Below are 12211 nucleotides of genomic sequence, written 5' to 3' on the forward strand. Positions count from 1 at the left end.
TCGCCGGCCATCTCGGCCTTGAGCCGCCGCAGCCCGGCCAGTTCCTGGCGATCAGACCCGCTCAACGCACCACCCCCGGTCTGACCACCGGCCTCGCCGTTGTGCTCACGGTCCAGCCTCACCCAGTTGTGGAGCGTGTACTCGTTGATCCCCAGGTCCCGCGCGACCTGCGCGACGGGCTTGCCGGTCTCCCGAACGATGCGCACGGCTCCCGCCTGGAACTCCGGGTCAAACCCGCGCTTCCTGACTCCCACGACTCAACCTTCTCTTCAGATTCGGTCTCCACGATCTCAGGGGAAGCGCACTGCAGACTTCAGGGCCCCGGTCGCCAGGGGTCGGTGTCAACCTCGGCACCGTCAAGACCGGCGATGAGATCACCCAGGCTGCGGTGTCGCTTCCAGCGCCGGAGACGGTGCGGCCCACCGCGCGGATAGTCGGATTGCCGCGCCCGGCCACGCCGGTGTTCCTCGGACGCCACGACGATTACCAGCGGCTTGAACAGGTGTTGGCCGCCGCCGATGAGACGGTGGTGGTGACGCAGGCCCTGTACGGCATGGGCGGGGTGGGCAAGTCGGAGATGGCGTTGCAGTACGCCCACCGTGCCCGGACGCGGTATGAGGCGGTGTGGTGGGTGACCGCCGAGAGCCCCCAACAGGTCGAGGCCGGGTTGGCCGGGTTGACCCATCAACTGGTCCACGATGCCGCGCGGGCTGCGACGACCGAGGATGCCGCCGCGTGGGCGGTCGGCTGGTTGCGGGCCCATCCGGGATGGTTACTGCTGTTGGACAACGTCACCGACCCAGCCCATGTCGCCGGGCTGTTGGGGCGCTTGGAGGGTGGGCATGCGCTGATTACCAGTCGCCGGGATGTGCGCTGGCCCGGCACCACGCGCACCTTGCAGCTAGGGTTGCTCGCCCCGGGACCAGCCGCCGAACTGATCACCACCATCACCGGACGCACCGCCCCAAACGACCGGCAGACGGCTGCGGTGATCGCCCGGGAACTGGGGTATCTGCCGCTGGCATTGGACCAGGCCGCCGCCTACATTCGTCAGACCCGCATCACGTTGGGCCGCTATCTGGGGTTGCTGCAACAGCATCCGGCCCGCTACTACGCCAAGGCCGCCGACGGTGACAAGGCCCAGGCCACCATCGCTCGCCTGTGGGACATCACCCTGGAAACCCTCCAAGAGCAGGCCCCGGAGGCGGCCGAACTTGTTTCGGTACTGGCGCAGTACGCGCCTGCGGACGTTCCTCGATTGATACTGGGCGGTAGGGACGAGGAGGCCACCGAGGCGGCAGACGCAGCGTTAGGAGTCCTGGCCTCCCACAGCATGGTCGACCTGACCGATGAGGTGGTGGCGATGCACCGCCTTACCCGAGCCGCGTCCTGTCCCAAGCCCAGGACATCAGCGAAGATCACGCACACAGCGCGGCCCGTGACCTTGCCCTCAACTGGCTCCAAACGACCATGCCCGACGACCCCGACTCCGATGTGACCGGCTGGCCCGTCTGGCGATCCCTGGTCGTCCATGTGGAAGCGATCACCGCCTCTGCCTCGTCCCACCCATCAGAGCAGCTCAGCCAAGTGCTCAACCAGACGGGGCTGTTCCTGATCGCGCAGGGCGAGTATCAACGTGCCAACGCCATGCTCACCATCGCAGCCACCATCGCCGAGGCCGCGCTGGGCCCAGATCACCCCGACGTCGCCACCCGGCTGAGGCACCTGGCCGCCACACACCGCGCAATGGGGCGGGCCGCCGAAGCGCTGCCATTAGAGCAACGGGCGCTGGTCATCGCGGAGGCGGCGCTGGGCCCTGATCACCACGAGGTCGCCATCGGGCTGGGGCACGTGGCCGCCACACACCGCGCGCTGGGGCGAGCGGCCGAAGCGCTGCCATTGGACCAACGGGCGGTCGCTATCGCCGAGGCCGCGCTGGGCCCTGACCATCCCAGCGTTGCCCTCGGGCTGGGGAATCTGGCCGTCACGCTCCGCGCGTTGGGGCGGGTGGCTGAGACGCTGCCGTTGGAGCGGCGGGCGTTGGCTATCGCCGAGGCCGCGCTGGGCCCTGATCACCCCGATGTCGCCATCGGGTTGGGCAACCTGGCCGCTACACACCGCGCGTTGGGGCGGGCGGCCGAAGCGCTGCCGTTGGAGCGGCGGGCGTCGGCTATCGCCGAGGCCGCGCTGGGCCCGAATCACCCCGACGTCGCGACCCGGTTGGGGAACCTGGCCGCCACGCACCGGGCACTGGGGCGGCCGGCTGAGGCACTGCCGCTGTTCGAGCGGGCGTTGACCATCACCGAGACGGTGCTGGGCCCTGATCACCCCGACGTCGCGACCTGGTTGGGGAACCTGGCCGCCACATACCGTGGTTTGGGGCGGGCCGTCGAAGCACTCGCAGCGATCGCCCGAGCTGAACAATGCGCATTGGCTGCGCTTGGGACACAGCACCCCACAACACGGTCACTGCAGAAGTACGCCGACCACTTGAAAGATCTGTTCGGAGTCCCGGACTGAACCAGAACCGTACGGCACACAAATGCAGTACCACAGGCACGGAGTGGCGCACATAGCCTGCGGCGCCGGGTTGGCTAGAGGGAGTCGTGGTTGCCGGGGAGCGCGGTGAGGGCGGCTGCTCGGTCTCGGTGGTGAGGGAAGGGCGCGATCATGCGCGCAAGGTGACCAGAGGATCAGGTCGTCAACGAGCTGCTGGGGCGTGACGGAGTTGTCTGGGTGAAGTGAGGCGAGGCAGTGCCTTCGGACGTCTGATTCTGGGCCCAGGATGCTCGGGGGTTGGGAGAGGCTGTCGTTTGTTGCCGCTCTGGTTCGGTGGCGCGGAGCGCGGGACGACGGCGGACGGGAAGCTCAGGTGGGCGACGGCGGTCCAGCCGGGTGCGGGAGCCCTCCCGGCTCTACCGTGAAACCGTTGTTGCGGCTCTTCTGGCAGGTCATCCTGGGAGGCTGCGATGGTCTGGATCGTCTTTTGGGCGGCAGTTGGCTGGGCTATTTTCTTCGGTTGGCACCCGGAACTGTTTGTCGCGCTGGCCATCCTCTTCCCGTCGGCCATATGTATTGACTTGATCGGTCGCCGCAGGAGGCTGAAGAAGAGGCGTGAGCGTGAGCGTCTGGTCGCAGAGCGCCGGGCTGCCAGGCGTGATGCCATTTGGGCGGCCAACCAAGAGCGAACCCGGAGCCGCGTCCGCGCAGATTGGGCTGTGGGAAAGACCGGTGGGCAGGAGGACGAGCGCATGCGTCAGGTCGCCGATCAGGAGGCCGAAATCAAGCGTCGGGCCGAGGAGGATACGCGTCGAGCCGAGGAGGATGCGCGGCGGTTGCTTCAGGAGCGTGACGGATATTGGCTTCCGGACTGACGAGCGCGCGTTGGCCCCAAGCCATGGAGTTGAGCTCTGTCGAAGGCGTGTCCGGCCAGGGCAATCGCCGGCACTGTGGCCCAGGCCAGGCGTGTGATCGTCTGGCCTGGACCTTTCACGCCTTGGTCGTCGGCGTGGCGTCAGATGCCGTCCATGCGGTCTTGATCGGTGCGGGACGGGTTACAGTAGTTGCCGCACAGGGCGATGGGGAGGATCTTGGACATGGCGTCGTCCAGGGCCGGTCCGCCGCCCGGTTTGAGGTTGACCATGACGGTGGCCTGCCTGCCGTCCATCGTGGTGCCCGCGCGGGTGCTGAATCCGAGCATGTCGCCGTCGTGTCCCCAGTAGCCGTCACTGCAGGTGGGGGAGTCCTTGACGGGGAGCCACTGCAACCCCAGGCCGTACTTGGACTCTGACGCGCGTCCTGTGGGACGGGCGTCCAGCATTTCGCGCAGTTGCGCCGGCTTCAGAAGGCGTCCGCGGAGCAGCGCCGCCAGGAAGCGGTTGACGTTCGAGGCGCTGGAGATCATCCCGCCTGCCGCTCCGCCGACGGTCGGGTTGAGACGGGTGATGTCCACCAGGTCTGACTCTGGACGCACGTAGCCCCGGGGGTGCGGCGCGGGGATGGCAGGGGCGTCGTTCGGCACGAAGGTGTCGTGCAGCCCGAGCGGGTGAATCACGCGCCGACGGATCTCCCGGCCGTAGGGGTGTCCGGTCACGCTCTCGATGATCATTCCTGCCAGCAGGTAGTTGGTGTTGGAGTAGCCCCACTTCTCGCCCGGGGTGAAGTTCCGGGGGTGCTGCAGGGCGATATTCACCAGGTCACGCGTCTCCCAGTGCCGGAGCGGGTCCTTGAGGATCTCCTGCGGGGGCAGGAATTTCAGGACGTCCGGCAGCCCGCTGGTCTGCTGGAGCAGCTGGCGGACGGTGATCTCCCGCCCGTCGTTGTCCGCGCCGCGCACCACCCCCGGCAGGTACCGCTCCACCGGTGCGTCGAGCTTGATCCGTCCCTCGCCGACGAGTTGGAGCGCCACGGTGGCGACGAACGGCTTCGTCAGGCTGCCGATCCGGAAGCGGCTGCGGGGATTCACCGGTGCGCCCGTCCGTATGTCGGCGACGCCACTGGTGATCACCAGGCGGCCGTTCCGGTCGTTGACCTCCGCGAGCGCGCCCGGAGCCCCGTCCGGCTCGGTGAGGCGTTCCACCGCCTGCCGCAGCCCGGTATGGCCGTCCGCCTTCGCCGGGCCGGCGGTAGCCGTTACCGTCAAGGCCAGTGCGACCGTCGCCGCACCCCCCAGCACCATGTTTCTTGTGATCATGGGCCGCACGATATGTATCGGCAAACCGACGGCACATCCATCGCGCGAGCCATCCATGGCCTCACTCCCGAAGAGGAGTGAACGCCGGCGTATGCGGTCACCGCGGGGTGAGCCGGATCACCGGGTATTCGCGATCGGACTTGCTCTGGTACTTCGCGATGCGGGGCTGGGCGGCGGCGATGCGCTGCCATGCCTGTTCGCGGTCGGCGCCGTCGAGCCGCTGCGGCGTCACCGGCATTGCGTCGCGGCCGGGCAATTCGATCGCGGCCTGGTCGGAGCGCGCCATCAAATTGGCGTACCAGTCCGGGTGCCGGCTCCCGCCGCCCGATGCGACGATCAGCCGGGCGTCCTCGCCATCGGCGAACCACGCCACAGGCGTTTCCCGCGGCTGCCCGCTCTGGCGACCCACCGTGTGCAGGACGAGGACGTCCATGCTCATGAACGTGCCGCGGCCACGTCGGATCTTGCGGTTCATACGGGCGTTCATTCGGTGCTGCATCCATCGTGAGAACGCCCCGGGCTTGCGGTCTGCCTGCGTCATCGGTGGCCTCCGGTCGGTCGACTTGATGTCCATGACGGTCACGCTAGGCGGGGCCAGGTCATGGGCGCTTCTCGATTCCTGACCGGTTCGCTGACGCCGCCCGTCTCGTTCCCCGCGACTGGGCCAACCGCGATGCGCATTGAGGTCAGGACCTCGACTCAAACACGACAGACTGCTGGACGAAGGGGCCGATCGCGGGGTTCTGGGACGTACGGGACGTCCCAGCCTGTGCAGCCGGCCCGCAAGGGGTGTCGGACGCGGAAATGTCCTCGGCATTCGGCAGAAGGATCACGAAAGCGTGGACCGCTAAAAGATCTTGAGTTCTCCCTCAAAGGGACGTGTCGTATTCGGGTTTCGCTGTGACCGTAGATCATGCACAATGTCCCCCGAGCCGACCTCCGGGAACGTATTCCGGGAGTCGGCGGCGACCCCTGAGGAGCTCTTTGTGACAGGTCCCGCTGGCCCGCCGTGGGGACAGGGTGGGCGGCGGCCGCCCCCCATTCCGCCGCCTCATTACGGACACGGAGGGCCGCCTTGGCGGCAAGGCCCGCCTCCACCTTACCCGCCTTACCCGCCGCGACCGCCCTGGCAGCCGGGGCCGCAGCCGCCCCCGCCGCCGCGTCCGCCGACCCGCGCGGGACGGATTCTGCGGAAGCTGAACCCGTTGCTGGCCGCGCGGGCGGCGTTCCGGCCCTCCCGACCGGACCTGATCGTCGATTCGCGCGTCCGGAGGTTGCAGGTCGCCCGTGCGTGGGCGGGCATCGTGGTGACGCTCGCCGTCGCCGTGGTCTACAGAGCCGCCGCTCCCAAAGAGATGGCGAGTGAGCGGTTCAATGACGCCTGGATCAACGTCCTGATCCTCACCTGCGCTCTGCCGCTGGTCGTGGGCGCCTTCATCCTGGCCGCCCGGCCACCGAACCGGGGCGCGTTCGCGCGCCGGGTCCGCTACCCGCTGATCGCGGTCGGGGCGATGTTCGGCTCCATGTTCACCTTCGTGCTCGCGGCCGCGCCCGAGTTCAGCGGCCTGCGCGAAGCGGCCGGGCCGATGGTTCTGATCCCCGCCGGAGTCGTCTTGTTCGTCTGGATGCTCCCCTTCGCCATCTACGGCATCGTCCTGTCACTGACCAACGTGTTCCGGACGGCCGACATCCACGAGGTGGTGCCGCCCCTGGTGAGCGTGTCGGCGTCCTGGGTGATCGTCGCGGTCAACCTGTTCACCGACCCCTACAAAGGAGTGCCGGGGACCTTGGCCGTGGCGCTGCTGCTGGGGCCGCCGGTGACGGTGTCCGCCCTCGCCTACTACGAACTCCGCAGACTGCGCCTCCTGCACGGGATTACGTTGCGCAACACACTGCTTCGCTGATCCCTGCCTCCGCCATGGGCGCGGTGGGGGCGGCGCGTTAGGACGACCACCGTGCGGCTACCGTCTCTGCGCCCGATACCGCTCGACTGCCCAGGTCAGCGCTGGGTCGGCGTTGATGCTGGGGTCAGTGCCAGACTATTTCGCCGCGGCCGTAGTGCTGTTTGAAGCTCGGTGCCCGGTCGCTGGGGTGCTGCGCGTTCACGCCGTACGGCGGGGCCATGTAGTGGATCTCCTGGAGCGGCTCGGACGGTGTCGAGACCGCGAGTTCGCAGGTCACCCAGCGGGCGCCCTTGTGGTCGAACGAGTCGGGGGACGGGGACTCCGAGCAGCCGGGCAGCTCTCCGCCGGTGATGATGACAGTGGATATCTCCCCGCCGCTGCGCCGGGCCTCGAAACGGGGAACCGACAGCGACATGGCGTTGCCGCTTTCGTTGGTGATGACGATCTCGGCGTAGTACGCGATGCTTCGCTTCAGTACGGCCGTGCCGTGGGAATCGAAGTTTCCTTTGATTTTGGAGGCGCGGGTCTGCCGGATCCGCTGCACCACGATGCCCAGCACGCCCTCGGTGTAGCTCTTCGGCAAAGGGTGATGCTCGCGGATGGGCACGATCGCCTTCTGCCCGAACCGTAGCCGCGCCCCTGGCCGGGTCATCTTGTTGGTCAGCCGTAGCGGTTGGGTCGGCGGTATCGTCGTATCGCCTTTCGGCACCGACGGAGTGTGAGTCAATGCCGGCATCTTGACGGTAGGCGTGGACGACGGTCGTGCGGTGTCGTCACTTCCGGCACAGCCCGTCAGCACCAGGCAAGGGACGAGGGTCACTGCTCCGATGCGGCGACGTGACATGCGCGGCGGTGGGCGGCGGGGGAAGCTGCTCATGCACGCATTGTCCAAGCATTCGCCGGCACTCGTATCGCCCCGACCCCGTTCAGTTAGGCGTCGAGGACGGCCAGGTCCAGGTCGCGGAGGCGGTCGGGGTCGGCGATGATGTCGATCTCGGTGATCTTGTCGTCCACGATGGTGAAGTCGAGGACCAGGAAGAGCCGGCCGCGAGGGGCCATGACCAGGCCGACCGATCCGTTCACCAGCGCCGGCTGGGAGAAGCGGGCCCGGCCCGAGGCCGCGGACGCGCGCTTGGTCACGGCGTGGGCGCCGCGGATCACCAGGGGTTCGGGGGCGGGGCCGGCCGACCGGTCGGCGCGGAGCACCACGTCCGGGTGGAGCAGGGAGACCAGGGCGTCGAAGTCGCCGCCGCGCGAGGCCGCCAGGAAGGCGTCGACGACGCGGCGCTGGCGGGTCAGGTCGGGCTCGGGCGTCGCGGTGCCGCCCTTGACCCGGCGGCGGGCGCGGCTCGCGAGCTGGCGGGCCGCGGTCGGGGAACGGTCCATCATCGGGCCGATCTCGTCGAAGGGCACGGCGAACATGTCGTGCAGGACGAAGGCGAGCCGTTCGGCCGGAGTCAGCGTGTCGAGGACGACGAGGAGGGCGAGCCCGACAGAGTCGGCCAGCAGCGCCTCCTGCTCGGGGTCGCCTCCGTCCGCCTGGTCGGCGACAGGGTCGGGGGCCTTCACGTCGAGCGGGTCCTCGCGGCGCGTCCCGCGCGAGCGCAGCATGTTGAGGCAGACCCGTCCCACCACGGTGGTCAACCACGCGTTGAGGTTCTCGACGCCGCTGGTGTCGGCGCGGCTGAGGCGCAGCCATGCCTCCTGGACGGCGTCGTCGGCCTCGCTGAGGGAACCGAGCATCCGGTAGGCCACCGCCCGCAGGCGCGTCCGCTGCTCCTCGAAACGAGCGATCAACCAGTCGTTGTCGTCCATCACGTCACAATCCTCGATCGCGGGTGTCATCGAAGTGACCCCCGGGAAGCCATAGATGTGACAAAGGGGACGTCGATCACCGTCAGGGGCGCTCGACCAGGAGGTTCGTGGCGAAGCCGAGGAAGGCGACCCCGGTGATCTGCTCCATGCGGCGGCGGAAGCCCGGGCGCTTGATGCGCTCGCCCAGCGCGGACGCGGCACCGGAGACCAGCCAGTACCAGAGGGCCAGCTCGATGAGGTCGATGGCCGTGAACAGCATCGTGGTGCCGAAGACGGGCGCGTCGTCCGGCATGAACTGCGGGAGCAGGCTCATGTAGAAGACGCCGGCCTTGGGGTTGAGCAGGTTCGTCCCGAGGCCGGCGCGGAAGGCGGCCCACTGCCCGCGCGGATCTGGGACGGTGGGGCGCTCGACGGCCGGCGCCTCGTCCGGCATCGGTTTTCTCCAGGCGCGCCACAGGGCCGACAGGCCGAGCCAGGCCAGATAGGCGGCTCCGCAGATCCGCAGCGTGTCGTAGGCCAGATGGGACGCGGTGAGCACCGCCGTCAGCCCCACGGCCGTGGCGAGCCCCCAGGCCAGGCAGCCGGTGAGGATGCCGAGCGCGGCGGCGAGCCCGCCCGTCCGGCCGTCGGAGATGGACGTTCTGAGGACGAGGAGGGTGTCCAGACCCGGCGTCATGTTGATCAGCATGGCGACACCGGCGAACGTGAGCGCGGCCGTGATCATGCTCCGCATGCTAACCGGCCGCCCAACTCGGGCCGCTAAGACCGCGGTCGATGGGCGCCCGCGCGGGCGGACGGAGGCGCTGGAGCTGCCGGCGCTCTGCGAGGTGATCGCGTGCAAGGCCGTCTACGGGCGGCGGTCCGGTCGGTCCGGTCGGCGGGGGCGTCGTGGTCGCAGATCGGGGCGGCGCTCGGGATGGGCAAGCAGGCCGCCTGGGAGGCGCACGGCAAGTGGATCGACGGCCAGGCGGCGCGCAACCGCGAGGCCGGATATCAGGGTCTCGACCGGGCTCAGGTGGAGGCGGTCGACGACTTCGCAGGTCAAGCGCATGTTTCCCGGTGGCTGGGCCAGTAGGGTGCGGCGTGGATCTGCTGGACGGGGGGACGCGGATGGGCATGGAAGAGGTCGTCAGGCAGCTGCGGATGGCGATTCACGACGCGCAGGTGGCCTTCGACTGCATCGGGCTCGGCGAGGTCGAGCGGGCGCACAACCGCATGATCACGGCCAAGGCGGCGATGGACGCGGCGGAGACGGTGCTGCAGCACGATCTGGGCCGCTTCCCGCTCGCCGAGCTGGCCGGGGAGGGCGCGAAGGTGATGGCCGCCATCGGCGATTAACGTCGGGTTTGCCACGATTTTCGGGTGGGATGCGGGTGGCCGGAGTTTCCGCCGTGTGCGAGGGGGAAATCTGCCCACTAGAGGAACGGAGGCGTAGGTATGAAGGTCGTCCTCGAAATGACCTTGCCGAGGAACGCCGAGAGCGCGCCCCTGGTGCGCCACACGCTCGACGCCTCTCTCCGCGGCCTGGGGGTCACCTCCGAGGTCCGCGCCGACATCGCCCTGGCGTTGGGCGAGGCGTGCGCGAACGTCATCCAGCACGCGGCTGCCGGGATGGAGTACGAGGTGAGAGCCCGGATGGACGGGCTGCGCTGCGTCGTCGAGGTCATCGACGGCGGTGGGGGCGACGTGCCCGCGCAGTGGGACGGGGCGCCGGCGGCGCCGCTGGCCGAGCACGGGCGCGGGCTGCATCTGATGCGGGCGTTCACGGAGGAAGTGCACGTCGCCGATCGTGTGTCGCGAAACGGTGCGGTCGTGCATTTCGAGAAATCGCTGGCGAGCTGAGCCGCGGACGGATTTGCGTCCCATTCGGCCCGGTCACTTCGGCCGCCGGGGGGCGCTCCGGTAATCTGCCCGGAGATCTCCACGCGGGCGGGAGTTACCGTGGACTTCACCGTGCACCAGCGCCGTTATGGCGACCATACGATCGTGGCCGTCGGGGGCGACATCGACGTCGAGACGAGCCCGCGGCTGCGCGATTTCCTCCTGGGGCTCGTCGAGGACGGCGCCCGCCATCTGGTGATCGACCTGGGCCGGGTCACGTTCCTGGATTCCACCGGCCTCGGCGTCATGATCGGCGTCTTCCACCGGCTGGGGGCGGCGAACGGTTCGATGTCGTTCGCCGGAGGCTCGTCCGCGGTGCGCGGCGTCTTCCACGTCACGCAGCTCACGAAGGTCTTCGCGCTGCACGACACGCTCGACCAGGCCCTCCTCCCGGCACACTGACGGTCCCGGGAGGCACGACGGCCCGGGAGCGGTGCTCCCGGGCCGTCGTCCGATCAGCCGGTGACCGGCAGGTCGCGCTCCACCGGGGTCGGGGCGGGCGCTTCGGCGGGCTTCCCAGCGGGCATCCCGGCGGGCTTTCCAGCAGGCTTTCCGGCCGGCCTCCCAGCGGGCTTCCCGGCGGGACGGCCGCCGCGGCCGCAGGTGGCGGACGCGACCCGGAGCGTCGTCCCCTCGGGGCGGGGCAGCGTGAGCTCCATCGCGGTGACGGCGAGACGGCCGTCCGGCATGCGCTGCTGCTTGTTGAGGATCATCGAGGCCCGTCCGACGCCGTCCACGTCGACGGGGACGGTGGTGTTGGGCGGCGGGGACGAGTCCAGGCGCCGGCCGGCGACGAAGGCGTTCGTGAGGTGGGACGCGCCCTGGCCGTGAGCGCAGTCGGCCGACACGGCGCTCGCCGTCATGTCCGCCTTCGGGACGTTCAGCCGCGCGACCCCCGCGCGGGCCTGGGACGCGGCGGCGCTGGCGTTCAGCGCCGACGCGTTGAACAGCTTCGTGTGCTCCTCGCGCAGCACGCTCTTCCTGACCTCGCGAGAGGCGGACGAGACCGCGGGCGCCGGCCCGACGGCGGCGGGGCCGGTCGCGGTCAGCCCGTAGGCCGACCCCTCGTCCCCGGGAGCGAGAGGAGTGGCTCCGGCCGTGGCCGGGGTCGTGGCGAGGAGGCCGGCGGCCAGTAGTCCTGTCATGGTGATGCCTGTAAAACGCATGATGGTGTCGTCTCCGATCGTCTGGATGGGCCGAGCGGTCGCGCCGGTCAGCCGGTGATGAGCACGAGGGTTCCGAGCGGAACCTTGGAAAGCGCCTGTAGCGCGTCCTTCGGCACTCGGACGCACCCATGGGTGACGGCCTTGCCGAAAACCGAGGTGTCGGGCCAGCCATGCAGCGCGACAGTGCCGGGACCGCCGCCGAAGGTGTCGAGGGTCGCCGAGTGGACGCCGAGCGGCAGGACAACGGAGCTGGGCGTCCTGTTCTTCGGGGCGAGCGTGGCCATGACGAACGTCCGTCCGGGCGGGGTCGGGGTCTTGGCGCTACCGACCGCGACGCTCCACCGGCCCACCTCGCGCGCGGATTTCTGCAGGTGAAGCCTGCGATGGGCGAGGTCGACCCGGACGGTGTAGGGCGTGTGCGCGGTGCGCAGTCCCGGGCTCTTGCCGGAGATCCAGCCGCTCGCCTGGTTGGGACGGCTGGGCAGCAGCACGCGCCGCCAGTCGCCGGAGGTCTCCACCACCGGGACCCAGGTGGGTCCGCCCAGCTGCTCGGTGGGGAGGGTGGCGACGGGACGCCCGCCGGGCCGGTCGAGGACCGGTTCGGGCTTGGCCGGGTGCACGACCAGGCCGTCCGTCGTGGGTGCGGGCGCCTTGTCCTTCGGAAGGCCGGGGATGGTGGCGAACGTGGTGGTCGCCGGACCTCGGGGCGCGCCGCCCGCCGCGCCGCCCGCCGCTCCGGCCCCCTTGCCGCC

At 69.6% G+C, this 12211-nt stretch carries 16 protein-coding genes; 8 read left to right on the forward strand and 8 right to left on the reverse strand.

Annotated features, from left to right (window positions below; genetic code table 11):
* Window positions 1-206, reverse strand: a 206-nt coding sequence (locus E1298_RS35600; protein ID WP_165975832.1) for a transposase, incomplete at its 3' end; no start/stop codon positions are given.
* A gap of 182 nt (window positions 207-388) precedes the next feature.
* Between E1298_RS35600 and E1298_RS35605 the strand changes: the two genes are divergently transcribed.
* The 3 genes from E1298_RS35605 (at window position 389) to E1298_RS35615 (ending at window position 3374) form a co-directional block, all read left to right on the forward strand.
* Window positions 389-1498: an NB-ARC domain-containing protein gene (locus E1298_RS35605; protein ID WP_165975833.1), complete on the forward strand. Its 1110-nt coding sequence runs from the start codon at window positions 389-391 to the stop codon at window positions 1496-1498.
* Window positions 1471-2520 (forward strand): tetratricopeptide repeat protein, encoded by a 1050-nt coding sequence (locus tag E1298_RS35610; protein WP_131901241.1) that lies wholly within the window; start codon window positions 1471-1473, stop codon window positions 2518-2520. The genes E1298_RS35605 and E1298_RS35610 overlap by 28 nt, the downstream gene beginning before the upstream one ends.
* 449 nt (window positions 2521-2969) lie before the next feature.
* On the forward strand, window positions 2970-3374 hold the full coding sequence (locus E1298_RS35615) for a hypothetical protein (protein ID WP_131901243.1): 405 nt from the start codon (window positions 2970-2972) through the stop codon (window positions 3372-3374).
* A 140-nt stretch (window positions 3375-3514) separates the two neighbouring features.
* Here the strand turns inward: E1298_RS35615 and E1298_RS35620 are convergent, their stop codons facing one another.
* Both E1298_RS35620 and E1298_RS35625 read right to left on the reverse strand, forming a co-directional pair.
* Window positions 3515-4693, reverse strand: a complete 1179-nt coding sequence (locus E1298_RS35620; RefSeq protein ID WP_131901245.1) for a serine hydrolase domain-containing protein — start codon at window positions 4691-4693, stop codon at window positions 3515-3517.
* A 97-nt stretch (window positions 4694-4790) separates the two neighbouring features.
* Entirely contained in the window at window positions 4791-5267 is a 477-nt protein-coding gene (locus tag E1298_RS35625) for a nitroreductase family deazaflavin-dependent oxidoreductase (protein ID WP_243726009.1), read from the reverse strand.
* Window positions 5268-5898: 631 nt separating this feature from the next.
* Between E1298_RS35625 and E1298_RS35635 the strand changes: the two genes are divergently transcribed.
* The gene (locus E1298_RS35635) at window positions 5899-6597 is read left to right on the forward strand and encodes a hypothetical protein (RefSeq protein ID WP_165975834.1); all 699 of its coding nucleotides are present in this window, start codon (window positions 5899-5901) and stop codon (window positions 6595-6597) included.
* Between the two features lie 124 nt (window positions 6598-6721).
* Here E1298_RS35635 and E1298_RS35640 read toward each other — a convergent pair whose 3' ends face one another.
* The 3 genes from E1298_RS35640 to E1298_RS35650 form a co-directional block, all read right to left on the reverse strand.
* A complete protein-coding gene (locus tag E1298_RS35640) occupies window positions 6722-7474 on the reverse strand; it encodes a hypothetical protein (protein ID WP_131901251.1) in 753 nt (250 codons plus the stop codon).
* Between the two features lie 53 nt (window positions 7475-7527).
* Window positions 7528-8412 carry a sigma-70 family RNA polymerase sigma factor gene (locus E1298_RS35645; protein WP_131901253.1) on the reverse strand — a complete coding sequence of 295 codons (885 nt, stop codon included), beginning with the start codon at window positions 8410-8412 and terminating at the stop codon, window positions 7528-7530.
* An 82-nt stretch (window positions 8413-8494) separates the two neighbouring features.
* Window positions 8495-9136, reverse strand: coding sequence for a LysE family translocator (locus tag E1298_RS35650; protein WP_131901255.1), 642 nt, complete (start codon window positions 9134-9136; stop codon window positions 8495-8497).
* A gap of 111 nt (window positions 9137-9247) precedes the next feature.
* Between E1298_RS35650 and E1298_RS35655 the strand changes: the two genes are divergently transcribed.
* The 4 genes from E1298_RS35655 to E1298_RS35670 all read left to right on the forward strand — a co-directional run bounded on the left by E1298_RS35655 (window position 9248) and on the right by E1298_RS35670 (window position 10695).
* On the forward strand, window positions 9248-9487 hold the full coding sequence (locus tag E1298_RS35655) for a hypothetical protein (RefSeq protein WP_207945037.1): 240 nt from the start codon (window positions 9248-9250) through the stop codon (window positions 9485-9487).
* An 8-nt stretch (window positions 9488-9495) separates the two neighbouring features.
* Window positions 9496-9750, forward strand: a complete 255-nt coding sequence (locus tag E1298_RS35660; protein WP_341770676.1) for a hypothetical protein — start codon at window positions 9496-9498, stop codon at window positions 9748-9750.
* A gap of 99 nt (window positions 9751-9849) precedes the next feature.
* Window positions 9850-10254 (forward strand): ATP-binding protein, encoded by a 405-nt coding sequence (locus E1298_RS35665; RefSeq protein WP_131901257.1) that lies wholly within the window; start codon window positions 9850-9852, stop codon window positions 10252-10254.
* Between the two features lie 99 nt (window positions 10255-10353).
* Window positions 10354-10695, forward strand: coding sequence for an STAS domain-containing protein (locus E1298_RS35670; protein WP_131901259.1), 342 nt, complete (start codon window positions 10354-10356; stop codon window positions 10693-10695).
* A gap of 53 nt (window positions 10696-10748) precedes the next feature.
* Here E1298_RS35670 and E1298_RS35675 read toward each other — a convergent pair whose 3' ends face one another.
* Window positions 10749-11438 carry a choice-of-anchor P family protein gene (locus tag E1298_RS35675; RefSeq protein WP_243726010.1) on the reverse strand — a complete coding sequence of 230 codons (690 nt, stop codon included), beginning with the start codon at window positions 11436-11438 and terminating at the stop codon, window positions 10749-10751.
* A 68-nt stretch (window positions 11439-11506) separates the two neighbouring features.
* Window positions 11507-12211: L,D-transpeptidase (locus tag E1298_RS35680; RefSeq protein ID WP_131901263.1), on the reverse strand; the 705-nt coding region annotated here is incomplete at its 5' end.

It is taken from the genome of Actinomadura rubrisoli (genome assembly GCF_004349215.1).
GTDB classification, from domain to species: Bacteria; Actinomycetota; Actinomycetes; order Streptosporangiales; family Streptosporangiaceae; genus Spirillospora; species Spirillospora rubrisoli.